Annotated in this window: 16 protein-coding genes and 1 tRNA gene; 4 read left to right on the top strand and 13 right to left on the bottom strand. The window is 66.4% G+C overall.

Annotated elements, in window-relative coordinates:
• Positions 1-106: 106 nt before the first annotated feature.
• A complete protein-coding gene (locus AB0M74_RS18850) occupies positions 107-724 on the bottom strand; it encodes an ANTAR domain-containing response regulator (protein WP_366527536.1) in 618 nt (205 codons plus the stop codon).
• Between the two features lie 222 nt (positions 725-946).
• On the opposite strand from AB0M74_RS18850, the gene AB0M74_RS18845 reads away from it, so the two are divergent.
• From AB0M74_RS18845 to AB0M74_RS18830, 4 genes are all read left to right on the top strand, one after another.
• Positions 947-1,030: transfer RNA gene (locus AB0M74_RS18845), tRNA-Leu, on the top strand.
• Positions 1,031-1,177: 147 nt separating this feature from the next.
• Positions 1,178-1,690 carry a phenylacetaldoxime dehydratase family protein gene (locus AB0M74_RS18840; RefSeq protein WP_366527535.1) on the top strand — a complete coding sequence of 171 codons (513 nt, stop codon included), beginning with the start codon at positions 1,178-1,180 and terminating at the stop codon, positions 1,688-1,690.
• A gap of 275 nt (positions 1,691-1,965) precedes the next feature.
• Complete coding sequence (locus AB0M74_RS18835; RefSeq protein ID WP_366527534.1) at positions 1,966-2,586, top strand: low molecular weight phosphatase family protein; 621 nt, start codon at positions 1,966-1,968, stop codon at positions 2,584-2,586.
• A gap of 128 nt (positions 2,587-2,714) precedes the next feature.
• Positions 2,715-3,125, top strand: coding sequence for a hypothetical protein (locus AB0M74_RS18830; protein ID WP_366527533.1), 411 nt, complete (start codon positions 2,715-2,717; stop codon positions 3,123-3,125).
• A 1-nt stretch (position 3,126) separates the two neighbouring features.
• On the opposite strand, the gene AB0M74_RS18825 is transcribed toward AB0M74_RS18830, so the two are convergent.
• The 12 genes from AB0M74_RS18825 to AB0M74_RS18770 form a co-directional block, all read right to left on the bottom strand.
• On the bottom strand, positions 3,127-4,035 hold the full coding sequence (locus AB0M74_RS18825; protein WP_366527532.1) for an acyl-CoA thioesterase II: 909 nt from the start codon (positions 4,033-4,035) through the stop codon (positions 3,127-3,129).
• A gap of 1 nt (position 4,036) precedes the next feature.
• Positions 4,037-5,455 (bottom strand): pyruvate kinase, encoded by a 1,419-nt coding sequence (pyk, locus tag AB0M74_RS18820; RefSeq protein WP_328411602.1) that lies wholly within the window; start codon positions 5,453-5,455, stop codon positions 4,037-4,039.
• 102 nt (positions 5,456-5,557) lie between these two features.
• Positions 5,558-6,226 carry an amino acid ABC transporter permease gene (locus tag AB0M74_RS18815; RefSeq protein WP_366527531.1) on the bottom strand — a complete coding sequence of 223 codons (669 nt, stop codon included), beginning with the start codon at positions 6,224-6,226 and terminating at the stop codon, positions 5,558-5,560.
• A gap of 13 nt (positions 6,227-6,239) precedes the next feature.
• Positions 6,240-6,965, bottom strand: coding sequence for an amino acid ABC transporter substrate-binding protein (locus AB0M74_RS18810; protein ID WP_366527605.1), 726 nt, complete (start codon positions 6,963-6,965; stop codon positions 6,240-6,242).
• Between the two features lie 543 nt (positions 6,966-7,508).
• Entirely contained in the window at positions 7,509-8,054 is a 546-nt protein-coding gene (locus AB0M74_RS18805; RefSeq protein ID WP_366527530.1) for an NINE protein, read from the bottom strand.
• 213 nt (positions 8,055-8,267) lie between these two features.
• A complete protein-coding gene (gene lgt / locus AB0M74_RS18800; protein ID WP_366527529.1) occupies positions 8,268-9,566 on the bottom strand; it encodes a prolipoprotein diacylglyceryl transferase in 1,299 nt (432 codons plus the stop codon).
• Positions 9,567-9,587: 21 nt separating this feature from the next.
• Positions 9,588-9,782, bottom strand: a complete 195-nt coding sequence (locus tag AB0M74_RS18795; protein ID WP_366527528.1) for a hypothetical protein — start codon at positions 9,780-9,782, stop codon at positions 9,588-9,590.
• Positions 9,783-9,950: 168 nt separating this feature from the next.
• Positions 9,951-10,751 (bottom strand): tryptophan synthase subunit alpha, encoded by an 801-nt coding sequence (trpA, locus tag AB0M74_RS18790; protein WP_366527527.1) that lies wholly within the window; start codon positions 10,749-10,751, stop codon positions 9,951-9,953.
• On the bottom strand, positions 10,748-12,022 hold the full coding sequence (gene trpB, locus AB0M74_RS18785; RefSeq protein ID WP_366527526.1) for a tryptophan synthase subunit beta: 1,275 nt from the start codon (positions 12,020-12,022) through the stop codon (positions 10,748-10,750). Before trpB ends, trpA begins: the two co-directional genes overlap by 4 nt.
• A complete protein-coding gene (gene trpC / locus AB0M74_RS18780) occupies positions 12,019-12,837 on the bottom strand; it encodes an indole-3-glycerol phosphate synthase TrpC (RefSeq protein ID WP_328411591.1) in 819 nt (272 codons plus the stop codon). Before trpC ends, trpB begins: the two co-directional genes overlap by 4 nt.
• 139 nt (positions 12,838-12,976) lie before the next feature.
• A complete protein-coding gene (locus tag AB0M74_RS18775; RefSeq protein WP_366527525.1) occupies positions 12,977-13,720 on the bottom strand; it encodes a TIGR02234 family membrane protein in 744 nt (247 codons plus the stop codon).
• A complete protein-coding gene (locus AB0M74_RS18770) occupies positions 13,717-15,276 on the bottom strand; it encodes an anthranilate synthase component I (protein ID WP_366527524.1) in 1,560 nt (519 codons plus the stop codon). Before AB0M74_RS18770 ends, AB0M74_RS18775 begins: the two co-directional genes overlap by 4 nt.
• Positions 15,277-15,295 lie beyond the last annotated feature (19 nt).

Genomic DNA, 15,295 nt, shown 5'->3' with positions numbered 1-15,295 from the left:
GCATCACATTCGCGTCATGAGAACGACATTGTTTCGAATTCTTCTTCGTGAATGGGTTTCATCGAAGTAAATTTTCCGGCCGCGACCGGCCAAGGCCCTCATCGGGTCACTTCGGGGCCAGGTTCTCCAGCACCACCTCGGCTACCGCTTTCATGGTAGTCCGGCGGTCCATCGCGGTGCGCTGAATCCACTTGAATGCCTGCGGCTCCGACAGCCCCTGCGTCTGCATGAGGACGCCTTTGGCCCGCTCCACCAGTTTGCGGGTCTCCAGCCGATCGGAGAGATTGGCGACCTCGTTCTCCAATGCAGTGATCTCGTGGAAGCGACTCGCCGCCAATTCGATGGCGGGCACCAAATCGGATTTCGTGAACGGTTTCACCAGATACGCCATCGCGCCCGCGTCGCGTGCGCGTTCGACCAGATCGCGCTGACTGAACGCAGTCAGAATCACCACCGGCGCAACACGTTTCGACGCAATTTCGGCCGCGGCGTCGATACCGTCGCGGCGCGGCATCTTCACGTCCATGATGACCAGGTCCGGCCGATGCTCCACCGCGAGATCGACGGCCTGCTGACCGTCGCCCGCTTCGCCGACAACCTGGTAACCCTCTTCGGTCAGCATCTCCACCAGATCCATCCGGATGAGCGCCTCGTCCTCCGCGACGACGACCCGCTTCGCCCCGGCGTCCCGCTTCGTGGCGGCGCCCCCTGCTGTACTGCTCATAGGTAGACCCCTCTGGTTCCGATGCCTGTCCCGACACGCCGAAGGGTGGCCGTGGCCCATGTGCCGGTCCATCGGCCCACCGTTGCGCTGTCGAGTGATGTAGAGAGTACCTTTCACTTCGGCATAGAACCCATATACCCTGCGCAAACCCCCCGTCCGCGACACAGAGGGGAACCCATTCGCGTTCGACGCCACCTACCCGCTATGCTTTCCAACCGGTGCGCCGATTTGGCGGAACTGGCAGACGCGACGGTCTCAAAAACCGTTGTCCGAAAGGACGTGTGGGTTCGAGTCCCACAATCGGCACCGATGCGGCAGGCGGCCTGTGCTCACACGAGCACGGGCCGTTTGCCTTGCCCGCACCCGGCTCACACGGTCGAACCGGATGCCGACTCAGCGCGTATTTCGCGCGTAGGGTGTGCATCACACACCTCGGTTTCGGAGGTCCCCAGCATGCGAGTGAACAGAACGACAGTCGACCTGTCCGAGTATCCGGACCTGGTAGTCGTCTACCTCGGGATGCGGGTGCGCCGACCGCGCGGGATCCTGCGTCTGCTCGGGCTCGGGCCGAAACTCTATAAGTCACACAAGGATCAACCCGAGGGTCTCCTATCGCACGAGGACGTGGTCTGGGCGCTGTTTCCTCCGCACTGGGGGGCACGGCAGTACTGGCGCGATCTCGACAGCCTGGAGCGGTGGACACGCTCGGCGCCCCACCGCGATTGGTGGCAGAAGTTCCTGCGCGACTCCGGCGGCACCGGGTTCTGGCACGAGGCCTACTTCCTGCGTGGCGGGATGGATGCCATGTACGACGACATGGAATCCGCCACCGGGCTCGCGCGCTTCGCGCCCGTCGTCGCCTCGCGCGGCCGGAAGTTCTCCACCCGCGGCCGCGTGCACGACGAGGCAGCGAAGGTGGCGCCGGTGATCGACGAATCCGCATACTACGGAACCGAATCCGACTGACGGCCGCACCTGGCCGACGGACGCGGCTTCCCAACGCTGACGACATCGGTCGGCGACACCATGATTCAATTCATTCATATCGGGCAACAACGTGGATACGCCCACACCTCGATGACGGGCCGGCCACCGGTCGGCAACGCCCGTCGTGCGGCTCTCCGAATACGAGGGCCTACTTCGTGTACGCCGCGCAACGCACAGATGAATATGTGCTCGTGGCGGTGTGATTCGCGGCTTGACCGCTTCTGAATCGTTATCCGCCGTCCTACCGTATCCCCATGCACGTCCTGTTCGTCTGCAACGGCAATGTATGCCGGTCGGTGATCGCCGAGCGGCTTACCCGCGCCCTCGCTGTCGAACACCGCCTCGCCGGCCTCACCGCGGAGAGCGCGGGAACCCGCGCGCTGGTCGGCTTCCCCGTGGAACCGCTCGCGGCCCAGACCATCTCGGGCTTGGGCGCCGACCCCGACAACTTTCGCGCGCGCCGCCTCGAGCCGGGCATGATCGACCGCGCCGATCTGGTGCTCACGATGACCGAGCAGATCCGCGACCAGGCCACGTCGATGGGTTTCGGAGCGGGGCCGCGCACCTTCACCCTGTTGGAGGCACACCGGATCGCCAAAGTGACCGGCGCGCGCAGCATTGCCGATCTGCATCGCGCCCGCCACGACCTCGCACTGGTCGGCCGCGAGAACATCGCCGACCCGGTCGGCCTGTCCGAGGCCGCGTTCTGTGAGGTCGGCGACCGGATCGCCGAGGCGCTGATACCGCTGCTGCTCACACTGGCCCCACACGAGCAGCGCAAGCAAGTCGACACAGAACGTCCCGGTCTCGTGGTCGCACCAGGAACCGCGCCCGCACCGCTCGCGGCATTCCTGGCGGCGCATCGGATCCCGTGACACCGCGGCGCGGGGGACGCGTCCACGCGTATTCGGCCCTGGCTGTGTTCATCATGTGCATGGAGGGTTTAAACTCCCCGCGAACAACATTCCGCCGTTGCTGGTTCGACACACGACAGGAATCAGACATGCCGAAACGAATTTCGGATGTTTCGCTCCATGTTTATGTGACACCGGAAACCCTGGAGCGTGTCGTCGACTCGGTGCGCGCCGTGGTGGACGACCACCTCCAGGATCGCGACGTGTTCGCGTGGCGTTTCACGCTGCCTGTCGACTCCGACGCACCCGACCACATGCTGCTCGAAACCCAGTGGCGCGTCGACCATCCCGGCGTGGAGCAGGAAGGCCGCCGCACCTATGAGATCGCGCTGAGCCTGGTAGGGGCCGCGCGCGATCTCACGGCACCGAGCCTGGCCGCCCTGGAGCGCAGGCTTATGCTGGAAACCTCTTGCGGCCCTACCGAATTGGCGGTCCCACGAACCATCCGTGTGCAGCGTCGCGACAGCTTCGACTTCGAGACCGAGCGCGAGCCGCTCTAGCTCAGGTCCGCGATGGGAAGTGGCGGATCAGGCCTTCCTGCACCACGGTGGCGAGCAGTTCGCCGGTGCGCGAGAAGAATTTGCCCGTCGCCAGACCGCGGGAGCCCGCGGCGACGGGGGATTCCGTGGCGTACAGCGCCCACTCGTCGAAGCGGAACGGGCGGTGGAACCAGATCGAATGGTTGACCGTCGCCGCGATGATCCTGTCGAGGCCCCAGGAAAGCCCGTGTGTGGTGATGATCGAGTCGAGCACCGTGGTATCCGACGAATAGCCAAGCGTCGCAACATGAACCAGCGGATCGTCGGGCAGCCTGCCGTCGGCGCGCATCCACACCCGGTTGTGATTGAGTCGCTCGCCGGTGCCCTTCATGATCCAGGCCGGGTCGTTGGTGTAGCGCATGTCGATCGGGTGCGGGGCCTTGATGAACATCTCCAGCTTGTCCTCCAAGCCTTCGAAGCTCTCCTCTACCCGCGGCAGCGTTTCCGGATCCGGAACGACCGGCTGGGTGGCCGAGTGCTCGAGACCCTTGCCCCAATCCTGGAACGCGGCAAGCATGACGAACAGCTCCTGGCCATCCTGGCTCGCGGTCACCGTGCGGTTGGCAAACGAGCGCCCGTCGCGGTGGCGGTCGACGCGGTATTCGATCGGCTTCTTCACATCGCCACCGCGCACGAAGTGCGCGTTCACCGCGTGCACCGGACGGTCGCCGACCGTCCGGCCCGCCGCCATGATCGCCTGCGATACGAGCTGCCCGCCGAACGTGCGGCTCCAGACCTTCTCCGGATGCTGGCCGACGAAGACATCCTCGTCGACCTGCTCCAGATCGAGCAGTCCGAGCAACACCCGCAGATCCGAGCCCTCCGTCGACGCCGAACCGACGCCGACGACACCACTCAGGGAAGCAGTCACTCTAATGGTCCTCCTCACCGATACGGTGCACATGGATCAGGTTGGTCGACCCGACGGTACCGGGCGGGGAGCCCGCAACGATTACCACCAGATCACCCTTTTGATATCGCTCCATCGACAGCAGTGCTACATCGACCTGATGGATCATGGCGTCGGTGCTGTCCACCGTCGGCACGATAAAGGTCTCCGTGCCCCAGGTCAGCGACAGCTGGCTGCGCACCTCCGGCAGCGGGGTGAACGCCAGCAACGGCAGCGGGGTGTGCAGCCTGGCGAGCCGGCGCACCGTGTCACCGGACTGAGTGAACGCCACCAGGGCCTTGGCGTTGAGCCGCTCGCCGATATCGCGGGCCGCGTAGGAGATGACACCGCGCTTGGTGCGGGGCACATGGGTCAGTGGTGGCACCCGGGTCGATTCGGTCTCCACCGCGTGCACGATGCGCGCCATGGTGCGCACCGTTTCGATCGGGTACGCGCCGACCGAGGTCTCGCCCGACAGCATCACCGCGTCGGCACCGTCGAGCACCGCGTTCGCGACATCGGAGGCCTCGGCCCGGGTGGGACGCGAGTTCTCGATCATCGACTCCAGCATCTGGGTCGCCACGATGACGGGCTTCGCGTTCTCCCGTGCCATCTGGATGGCGCGCTTCTGCACGATCGGCACCTGCTCGAGCGGCAGTTCGACGCCGAGGTCACCGCGAGCGACCATGACCGCGTCGAAGGCGAGCACGATGGCCTCGAGGTTGTCGATGGCCTCCGGCTTCTCCAGCTTGCCGATCACCGGGACGCGGCGACCGACCCGGTCCATCACGTCGTGCACGAGTTCCACATCCGAGGGCGAACGCACGAACGACAGCGCGATGAAGTCCACGCCGAGCTTCAGTGCGAACTCGAGGTCCTCGATGTCCTTTTCCGACAGCGCGGGCACCGAGACATCCATGCCCGGCAGCGAAACACCCTTGTTGTTGCTGACCGGTCCGCCCTCGGTCACCCGGCAGACGACGTCGTTGCCCTCGACGCCGGTGACCGTCAGCCCGATCTTGCCGTCGTCCACCAGCAGCCGGTCTCCCGGTTTAGCGTCCTTGGCCAGTTCCCGGTAGGTGGTCGAGACACGGTCGTGGGTGCCGACGATGTCGTCGACGGTGATGCGGACCTCTTCGCCCGTCGCCCAGACCGTGCGATCCTCGATGAACCGGCCGAGCCGGATCTTGGGTCCCTGCAGGTCGGCGAGAATACCGACTGCCCGACCGAGGTGGTCGGAAGCGGCTCGCACCTTCTTATAGTTCTCGGCGTGGTCGGCGTGTTCGCCGTGGCTGAAATTCAACCGCGCCACGTCCATGCCGCTCTCGACGAGTTCTCGAATACGGTCCTCGGTGGCAGTGGCCGGGCCGAGAGTGCACACAATCTTCGTCCGTCGCATCACGAGTAGAGCCTAGTCCCGCCGGGTGTGGTGGTCTTGTCGTGGCCTCGGTGAAACCTTGGTGAAAAATTTGCACAGAAGTTGGGGGAACCTACGAACGAGCGGTCACCGCGCGACATGACGGCTCAATCGCGTTTCCAAACGGGTCTGCCCGAAACCGAGGACCAGGCAGATCACCCAGTAGTAGAGGGCCGCGACACCGTAGAGGGCGAAAAAATCGAAGGTCGGAGCAGCCGCGATCTGCGCGGTCCGCAGCAACTCGGTGACCAGGATGGTCGAGGCGAGCGAGGTGTCCTTCACCAGCGAGATCAACGTATTGGACAGCGGTGGCACCGCGATCCGTGATGCCTGCGGCAGGATGATCAGTCGCATCATCATCGGATACGACATGCCCAGCGCCTGTGAAGCCTCCCACTGCCCATCGGCCACGCTCAGAATCGCCGCGCGCACCACCTCCGCCGCGTAGCCGCCGACATTGAGACTGAAGGCGATCACCGCCGCCGGAAATGGGTCTAGCACGATGTGGAACTGCGGCAGCGCGTAGAAGACGATGAACAGCTGCACCAGCAGCGGCGTACCCCGGATGATCGAAATGTAGAACCGGGCGGCCGCCTGGACCGGCCACACCGGTGACATCCGTGCCAGCGCCACGAGCAGCGCGATGGCCAGACCGATGACGAAACTGATGGCCGTCAGCGGAATGGTTTTGGTGATCGTGGCTTGCAACATCGGCCACAGGTTGTGCCAGATGAGTTCCCGCGTCGCGGCATCCATGGCAGGGCCGCCGCTACTTGCTGACGTCGGTGCCGAAGTACTTCTCGGAGATCTGGGCAAGTGTGCCCTCGGCGCGGAGTTGATCGAGCGCCTTGTTCACCTCGGCGACCAGCGCGTCATCCTTGCGCGCCGCGAAAGCCTGGTGGCTGGTCTCACCGGTCTTGCCCGATACCTTCACACTGGTGTCGCTGGTCTTCTTGGTGTATTCGGCAACGGCGAGAGTGTCGTTGACGGTGGCGTCGACGCGACCGTTCTTCAGCAGCTGAATGGCCTGGACGAAACCTTCCACTGCTTCGACTTTCGCGCCCGCGCCGGTGGCGACCTTGCTCCAGTTGCTGGTGGCCGACTGGGCGCAGGTCTTGCCGTTCAGGTCGGCGAGAGTGGTGATGCCGTTGTTGTCGGAGCGCGTGACGATGACGCCCTCGGAGGTGGTGTACGGCTGCGACAGCGAGTACTTGGCCTTGCGCTCGTCGTTGACCGTCACCTGATTGGCGACCAGATCGAAGCGCTTGGACTCGAGGCCGGCGAAGATCGCGTCCCACGGCGTCTGCACGAACTCGACCTTCTTGCCGAGCTTGTCCGCGACAGCCTGGACCACTTCGATGTCGTACCCGGTGAGCTTGCCGTCGGAGCCCTGGTAGCTGAACGGGGAGTAGGTGCCCTCGGTGCCGACCTTGATCACGTTCGGGTCGTCGCTGCCGCATGCGGAGAGCCCGGTGGCGGCGACGATGGCGAGCATGGCGGCGGCGAACAACTTGCGACGCACGAGATCCCTCTCTTCGGTGCGTGGAGTGCCCACACACGACACACAGATCCGCGCCAGGGTACGCCGCGACCGAGTCGAATGAACAGCATTCGATCATGATGCGTCGAATATGGCACTCGGCGCTGTCGACCCGAGGGCGGACACAGCCGGATCTCGACCAAGCAGCCCGAGACACCCGCGACCGATGTCACCTGCCGGTTCGGCACCGGCCGATCCGGCCGCGGGTTACCCCTCGATGAGCAACAGCAACATCCTCGACAACGCGATCACTCACGGCAGTGCAGGTGTGACGCACCGCATCGAGGTCAGTAGCAAACCGCATCGACCGCGTGGCACGACACGGTGAAACCACATCCGCTGAAGAAATCCGAAAATAGATGGGACCGATCTTGGTATCGATGCGTCGATACCAAGTGGCAGAACAATTCTCGGAACGGATGGACACAGCGGCACCGGAAATCGGACGGCGCGCACACAATAGTGCCCGTAGTCAGTTGTTCCGGCTCGCCGACCGGTTCATTCCCGCAACGGGCGTCCGTTGGCGTCCGGCACTTTGCCTGTCAGAATCAGGATCCCGTCGATCACACCCCAGATCCAGCCAACGGTGAAGCAGGAGGCAACACCGACCACTGCCTGTGCGATGCCGAGCCCGTTGTGGCCGAGGTAGAAGCGGCCGACTCCGAAGCTGCCGAGAAAGATCTGCAGCAGGCCGGCGACCAGCTTCTGCTTGTCGGAGAGGGGCACACCGAACTGGTCACGCCCGTAGGGCGCTTCCGGATCGTGTGGGTTGTACCCCTGCGGCTGCGGGTACGGCGCGGATGGGTAGCCCCCCGGCTGCCCGTAGCCGCCCGGCTGCTGTGCGTACGGGTCGGCGGGCTGACCGTACTGCGGCTGGCCGTACGAATCGACCTGCGGATACTGCGGCTGGCTCGGGTACTGCGGCTGGCTCGGGTACTGCGGCTGGCTCGGATATTGCGGCTGGCTCGGGTCCGCCGGCTTGTTCAAGTCCGGCCCGGTACCGGGCGGGCCGTACTGTGGTCCTGAGCTGTAAGGGTCGGTCACTAAATGTCCTCCTCATTTGTGCGGGCACCCTATGCTGGCCCGGCCGTGCGATCTGCCGAGCGACTGCCGCGACGATCGCGAGACATTCTTGCCGGAACCGACATGATTTGTCGCCCTGTCGCTTCGGCTCGGCAGTCCGGCGACCGACGTCGCTCGTCTCGGTACATATCGCGCACGGTGCCCGCGATGTTGCCGTGCACGCAGAATTGGCGGCTACTTCCGCTCGGCGGCAGTGTCCTTCTGCTCCGGAACAGTGCCGGTCGTCGGCTTTGCGAGGGATTCCGCCTCGGCGGACTCGGTGGACTTCTCGGAGCTGGTGGACGCCGCGGACGGGGTGTCCTTCGCTGCGGCGGTTGCCTTCTCGGGCTCGTCAGTTGGCTCGGACTTGTCCAGCTCGACGGCATTGTCCGAATCGTCGGCGGTGATCGCCTCGGCATCCGTGTCACCGTCGGTGGCTTCCGCCGATCCCGTGTCCTTGCCGGTCACCGCGTCCCGCTGCTGCGCCACGTCCTCGTCTGTCGACGCGGCGTCGGAGGTCTCGGCGGTCGCCTGCTGCGCGGCGGCGGCGCGCAGAGCGGCGATCTGCCATGGCCACGGACGCGATCCGGTGCTGGGTTGCAGCTGATCGGCGGTCTCGCGGCCCTTCGTCGCGAAGACGAAATAGGCGACGGCGGCCAGGAATACCAGGGCGGAGGTGAACGAATTGATTCGGATCCCCGCGAGCTTGGTGGCCTCGTCGTCGCGCATCAGCTCGACGAAGAAGCGGCCGACGCAGTAGCCGGCGACGTACAACGCGAACAGCCTGCCGTGGCCGATTCGGTAGCGTTTGTCGATCTGTACCAGCAGCACCACGATCAGCAGGTTCCACAGCAATTCGTAAAGGAACGTGGGGTGCACGATCTTGTCGACGACACCGGTGGAGACACCGTTCATCGGGTCGAGCCTGCCGTCGTCGTCGAAGCGCAGGTAGATCTCCAGGCCCCAGGGCAGGTCGGTCTCGCGCCCGTACAGTTCCTGGTTGAAGTAGTTGCCGACGCGGCCGATGGCCTGCGCGAGCAGGATCGGGGGCGCGACCGCATCGCCCAAGGCGGGCAAGGGGATTCGGTACACCCGGCAGCCGATCCACGCACCGACGCCGCCGAGGAACACCGCACCCCAGATGCCGAGGCCACCCTGATAGATCTTCAGCGCGTCGATCGGATGGCCGTCGGCACCGAAATACTTCTGCCAGTCGGTGGCCACGTGATAGAGCCTGCCGCCGACGAGACCGAAGGGCACCGCGAACATCGCGACATCCAGGATCGCGCCGGGCTGCCCGCCACGTTCGCGCCAGCGCCGCTCGCCCCACCAGATGGCAACGACGATGCCGAGGATGATGCATAGGGCGTAGGCCCGGAGCGGAAACGGCCCGATCTGCCACACACCCTGTGCCGGACTGGGAATGTAGGCGAGCACATCAGCCGTGACGCCACCATTGCTCAGGACGCTGTCTGCGAGGACTCGTAAGGTCACGGGGCCAACCGTAGCGGAGCGTTATGTGCGACGTTGCCACCACCACACCGCGGCGCCGACACCGAGGCTCAGCAACCCGGCCCCGACGGCAGCCAGAGCTTCGACAACGATCGGCTCGGCCCGGGTCAGCCCCGCGACACACGGTGCGAAAACAAAGAATACGAGCAGGCTCACCACCACCGGTCGCGGCAGCGGCGACCGCTTCGGTGCGGTCATGCTTGTTCATACGGTGGCGCGGGTCCGGCGGTTCAGCGCTGGTGTCCGATCGGACACCAGACACTGCTCTGCGGCATCGAACTGTCGGTGCGGCACCGAAGCTTGCCTGCAGCAGGGCTCACTCATAGCTGAGTGGCAGCGGCCGGTCGAACGGTTCGCCGCACTGTGTCAGGACGCGACGGTTGCGGACCGGACGCCCTCGGCCAGTTCCTCGGTCAGCGCGCGCACCGCGTCCAGCCCCTCGGCGGCGGCGCTCACCAGCGCCGAGCCGACTATGACACCGTCTGCATACGAAGCGATTTCGGCCGCTTGCGCGCCCGAGCGCACACCGAGACCGACGCCGATCGGGATATCGGAATGGGCCCGAATCCGCGCACACAGCGCGGGCGCCGCGGAAGACACCACATCGCGAGCGCCGGTGACGCCCATGGTCGATGCCGCGTAGATGAACCCTCGGCTCGCTTCCAGCGTTTTCACCAGGCGTTCCTCGGTGGAGGACGGCGCGACCAGGAAGATCCGATCCAGGTCGTGCGCGGCCGAGGCGACGAACCAGTCGTCGGCCTCGTCCGGGATCAGGTTCGGGGTGATGATGCCTGCCCCGCCCGCCGCGGCCAGATCGCGCGCGAACCTGTCGACCCCGTACTTCAGCACCGGGTTCCAGTAGCTCATCACGACGGCCTTGCCGCCCGCCGCGGTGATCGCCTCGACCACCGAGAACACCTCGTGCACCCGGACCCCGCCGCGCAGCGCCTGCTCCGCGGCTGCCTGGATGGTCGGCCCGTCCATCACCGGGTCGGAGTACGCGACGCCGACTTCGACTATGTCGCAACCGGATTCGACCATCGCACGCACCACGTCGATGGAGCCTGCGAGGTCCGGATAACCGGCGGGCAGGTAGCCGACCAGCGCGGCGCGGTTCTCGGCGCGGCAGGCGGCGAAAGTGTTGGCGAGGCGGGACTGCTGACTCATTCGACGCTCTCCTTGTCGACGTCGGGTTCGTCGAAGAGCCCGAACCAGGTCGCCGCCGTGTCCATGTCCTTGTCGCCACGGCCCGACAGGTTCACCAGGATGATCGCGCCCTTGCCCAGTTCCTTGCCGAGTTGCAGCGCGCCGGCCACCGCGTGCGCGGACTCGATCGCCGGGATGATGCCCTCGGAGCGGCTGAGCAGCAGCAGCGCGTCCATCGCCTCGGTATCGGTGACCGGCCGGTACTCGGCGCGCCCGATGTCCTTGAGGTAGGCGTGTTCGGGGCCGACGCCCGGATAGTCCAAACCCGCCGAGATGGAGTGCGATTCGATGGTCTGGCCATCATCGTCCTGCAGCAGGTACGAGTAGGCGCCCTGGAAGGCGCCGGGTGTGCCGCCGGTGAAAGTGGCCGCGTGCCTCCCGGTTTCGACGCCGTCACCGGCCGCCTCGAAGCCGACCAGCCGGACGCCCGCATCGTCGAGGAAGGGGTGGAAGATGCCTATCGCGTTGGAGCCGCCGCCGACGCAAGCCACGACCGCGTCCGGGAGCCGTCCGGTCGAGGACAGCACCTGGGCGCGGGCTTCCAGGCCGACAACGCGCTGGAAGTCACGCACCATCAGAGGGAACGGATGCGGGCCCGCTGCGGTGCCGAAGCAGTAGTACGTGTCGTCCGCGTTGGACACCCAGTCGCGCAGCGCCTCGTTGATGGCGTCCTTGAGGGTTTGCGATCCGGTGGTCACCGACACCACCTCGGAGCCGAGCAGCCGCATGCGGGCGACGTTCAGCGCCTGCCGTGCAGTGTCGACCGCGCCCATGTAGATGATGCATTCGAGACCGAGCAGCGCGCATGCCGTGGCCGTGGCGACGCCGTGCTGGCCCGCGCCGGTTTCCGCGATGACCCGTGTCTTGCCCATTCGCTTGGCGAGCAGTGCTTGACCGAGCACATTGTTGATCTTGTGCGAGCCGGTGTGGTTCAGGTCTTCACGCTTGAGCAGAATGCGGGCACCACCGGCATGCTCGGCAAGCCGGGTGCACTCGAAGACCGGCGAAGGCCGGCCGGTGTAGTCGCGCTGTAGCCGGTCGAGCTCGTCCAGGAACGAGGGGTCGAGCCTGCACTTCTCGTACTCGGCGGTGACCTCCTCGATCACTGCCATCAGCGCCTCGGGGACATGCCTGCCGCCGTACACGCCGAAGTGTCCACCGGCGTCGGGCTCATGTGTGCTCTTGTGCGCGACGCCTGCGCTGGCCTGCGGCAATGCTGTCACCGCTGTCACCGGCCCCGCCGCGCGGGCTTCGGGCAGGACGGGTGGGTGCCCGCGGTCACCAACTCGGAGACGGCGGCGCGGGGATCGCCACTGGTCACCAGGCCCTCGCCGACCAGCACGGCATCCGCACCCGCACCCGCGTAGGCCAGCAGGTCGCCGGTGCCACGGATGCCGGACTCGGCGATCCGGATGACCTCGGTGGGCAGGCCGGGCGCGATACGTGCGAACACGTCCCGATCGACCTCGAGCGTCTTGAGGTTGCGGGCGTTCACGCCGATTACCGAGGCGCCCGCCTCGAGTGCGCGGTCGGCCTCTTCTTCGGTGTGCACCTCGACGAGCGCAGTCATGCCGAGCGATTCGGTGCGATCTATGAGCGAGGACAGCACGTCCTGCTCGAGGGCCGCCACGATCAGCAGGATGACGTCGGCACCGTGCGCGCGGGCCTCATGGATCTGGTACGGCCCGACGACGAAATCTTTGCGCAGGATCGGGATGGTCACCGTGGCGCGGACGGCGTCGAGATCGTCGAGCGAGCCGTGGAAGCGGCGACCTTCGGTCAGCACGCTGATGATGCGCGCACCGCCGTCTTCATACGCCTTGGCCAGGCTGGCCGGGTCCGGAATGTCCGCGAGTTCCCCTTTGGACGGGCTGGCCCGCTTGACCTCGGCGATGACGCCGATGCCGTCCTCGAGGAGTGCGGCGCGGGCGTCCAGCGGCGACGGCGCCGCCGCTGCCGCGGCCTTGATTGCCTGGAAGTCCAGGAGGGCTTCCCGAGCGGCGACATCCGCGCGGACCCCGTCGAGAATCGAGTCGAGTACCGTCATCTGGCTCGAATCCTTTCTGGGGAGACGCAACTTGCTGCCTGAGAATCCCCCCAGGCGCTGTCTCACCGATGCTGACAAAGAATAAATGGCTGCTTGCTGCGCTCTCGCGCCGGGGTTTGTCGGGACCTGCCCAGACACTTCACTCGGCATGTTTGCCCTGATCATCTCGTGGCGGCCCGGCTTCCTCCGTCGGGTCGGTGCCCGCGTCGAGCGCGTCCCATAGCACGCGCTCGGAAAGCTGTCCCGAGGCCGAATTCGCCCCGGCGGCAGCGTCTTCCGCCCGTCGCTGCGTCACCTGCTCGGTAGCCGCGGCCCGCCGGAACACCGGGTTGTCATATTTGCCGGACAGTTGCGCGGCCTCCTGCGGCATCCTGGCGAGCAGTACGCCGGCCGTAAAAGCCGCCAGCGCACCGAGCAGCGCGAGCACCGCGGGTAAGGGCGCCGTGACCACCTCGGTGACTGTTGCCCGGCCGGGTAGTTCGGCCAGGGTGGCGGCGCGGGCCGCCGTCGCGCCGGACTTGGTCAGCAGGGCGAAGGCCGGTACGGCGGTCACCGCGGCGACCAGGCCGATCAGTACGCCGAATATCCGACGCAGCCAGCCACGAGTAGCGAGCACGGCCGCGATCGCGGCGAGCAGCACCAGCGCCAGCGGGGTCAGCGCGCCGAACCAGACACCGCCGTTGAGATGGTCGGTGCGCGGCTCGGTGAGCCCGTCCGTGGACGACACCGTCACCCAGGTCAGCCGCGACGAACCCCAGAGCGCGGCCGCCGCGATCGCCAGCAACATGATCGCGCCGATAGGGTGCTTGCGCCGAGGCGCGGCCGTATCGACCACGCTCGCCTCGGCATCGGTCCCCTGGTCGTTCCGCTCCGCTGCACTCATCCCGCGCTGCCGTTCTCGCTTCCCGGCTCGGTGCCGTATGCCCGAACTGTCTTGGCGGCCGCGATCGCCTTGAGCACCGCCATCGCCTTGTTCCGGGATTCGACGTCCTCATAGTCGGGATCGGAGTCCGCGACCACGCCCGCACCCGCCTGGACGTAAGCGGTGCCGTCCTTGAGCAGCGCGGTGCGAATGGCTATGGCGGTATCCGCGTCGCCCGCGAAATCCAGATAGCCGACGACACCGCCGTACACTCCGCGCCGGGTCGGCTCGAGTTCTTCGATGAGTTCCATCGCGCGCACCTTCGGCGCGCCCGACAGCGTCCCCGCCGGGAAACAGGCCCGCACCGCGTCCAGCGCGATCTTGCCGGGCGCGAGTCTGCCGTGCACCGTCGACACCAGGTGCATGACGTGGCTGTAGCGCTCGATGTGCCGGTACTCGGTGACCCGCACGGTGCCGGGCTGACAAACCCGGCCGAGATCATTGCGGCCGAGATCGACGAGCATGAGGTGCTCGGCGTTCTCCTTCTCGTCGGCGAGCAGCCCCTTCTCCAGCAGCAGGTCGTCCTCCTCGGTGGCACCGCGCCAGCGGGTACCCGCGATCGGATGTGTGGTCGCCACACCGTCTTTCACGGTCACCAGAGCTTCCGGGCTGGAACCGACGATGGAGAACGCGGTGCCGCCCGCGCCGTCGGGGATGTGCATCAGGTACATGTACGGACTCGGGTTCGAGGCGCGCAGCATGCGGTACAGGTCGATCGGGGCGCCGTCGTAGTCCATTTCGAAGCGCTGCGACAGCACCACCTGGAAAGCCTCGCCCGCCTCGATCTCCTTGACCAGACGGCGCACTCCGGCGCCGAACTCCTCGGAGGTGCGCTTGCGCCGATAGTGCGGCTCGGGCTGGTCGAAGACCGACACGGTGGACTCCGACGGCGCGGCGAGCGCGTGGGTCATCCGATCCAGCCGCGCGACCGCGTCGTCATAGGCCTCATCGACTCGCTCGGCGGTGCCGTTCCAGTTGACCGCGTTGGCGATGAGGGTGATCGCGCCCTCGTGGTGGTCGAACGCCGCCAGATCGGTGGCGAGCAGCAGCACCATCTCCGGCAATTCCAGATCGTCGAGGGCGAGGCTGGGCAGCCGTTCGATCCTGCGCACCGCGTCGTAGCCGAGGTAACCCACCATGCCCCCGGTCAGTGGCGGCAGGCCGGGCAGCCGCTCGGTCTCGAGCAGTTGCAGTGTCTCGCGCAGCGCCATCAGCGGATCGCCACCCGATGGCGCGTCGACGGGGATGTTGCCGAGCCAGGCGGCCACGCCGTCGACGACGGTCAGCGCCGAGGGACTGCCCGCGCCGATGAACGACCAGCGCGACCAGGAGCGTCCGTTCTCCGCGGATTCGAACAGGAAGGTGCCTGCCCGATCGCCGGCCAGCTTGCGATAGGCCGACAGCGGAGTTTCGGAGTCCGCCAGCACTTTCCGGATCACCGGAACCACCCGATGTTCCGCGGCAAGCTGATGGAACTGTTCGCGGGTCGTGGTGGTGGGAGTGGACGCGCCAGGCATTGCTCCATCATCCCAGGCC

Source organism: Nocardia sp. NPDC051463, from assembly GCF_040681975.1.
Taxonomy (GTDB): domain Bacteria; phylum Actinomycetota; class Actinomycetes; order Mycobacteriales; family Mycobacteriaceae; genus Nocardia.
Note: the sequence above shows the minus strand (reverse complement) of the source record. Positions and strands in the feature narration are given on the sequence as shown.

What these genes read in the sequence shown, in the direction of transcription:
- trpC (WP_328411591.1), bottom strand. Translation starts at nt 12,837, where the DNA reads ATGACGGTACTCGACTCGATTCTCGACGGGGTCCGCGCGGATGTCGCC.
- trpA (WP_366527527.1), bottom strand. Translation starts at nt 10,751, where the DNA reads ATGAGTCAGCAGTCCCGCCTCGCCAACACTTTCGCCGCCTGCCGCGCC.
- AB0M74_RS18830 (WP_366527533.1), top strand. Translation starts at nt 2,715, where the DNA reads ATGCCGAAACGAATTTCGGATGTTTCGCTCCATGTTTATGTGACACCG.
- AB0M74_RS18775 (WP_366527525.1), bottom strand. Translation starts at nt 13,720, where the DNA reads ATGAGTGCAGCGGAGCGGAACGACCAGGGGACCGATGCCGAGGCGAGC.
- AB0M74_RS18840 (WP_366527535.1), top strand. Translation starts at nt 1,178, where the DNA reads ATGCGAGTGAACAGAACGACAGTCGACCTGTCCGAGTATCCGGACCTG.
- AB0M74_RS18795 (WP_366527528.1), bottom strand. Translation starts at nt 9,782, where the DNA reads ATGACCGCACCGAAGCGGTCGCCGCTGCCGCGACCGGTGGTGGTGAGC.
- AB0M74_RS18770 (WP_366527524.1), bottom strand. Translation starts at nt 15,276, where the DNA reads ATGCCTGGCGCGTCCACTCCCACCACCACGACCCGCGAACAGTTCCAT.
- AB0M74_RS18850 (WP_366527536.1), bottom strand. Translation starts at nt 724, where the DNA reads ATGAGCAGTACAGCAGGGGGCGCCGCCACGAAGCGGGACGCCGGGGCG.
- AB0M74_RS18815 (WP_366527531.1), bottom strand. Translation starts at nt 6,226, where the DNA reads ATGGATGCCGCGACGCGGGAACTCATCTGGCACAACCTGTGGCCGATG.
- AB0M74_RS18835 (WP_366527534.1), top strand. Translation starts at nt 1,966, where the DNA reads ATGCACGTCCTGTTCGTCTGCAACGGCAATGTATGCCGGTCGGTGATC.
- AB0M74_RS18810 (WP_366527605.1), bottom strand. Translation starts at nt 6,965, where the DNA reads ATGCTCGCCATCGTCGCCGCCACCGGGCTCTCCGCATGCGGCAGCGAC.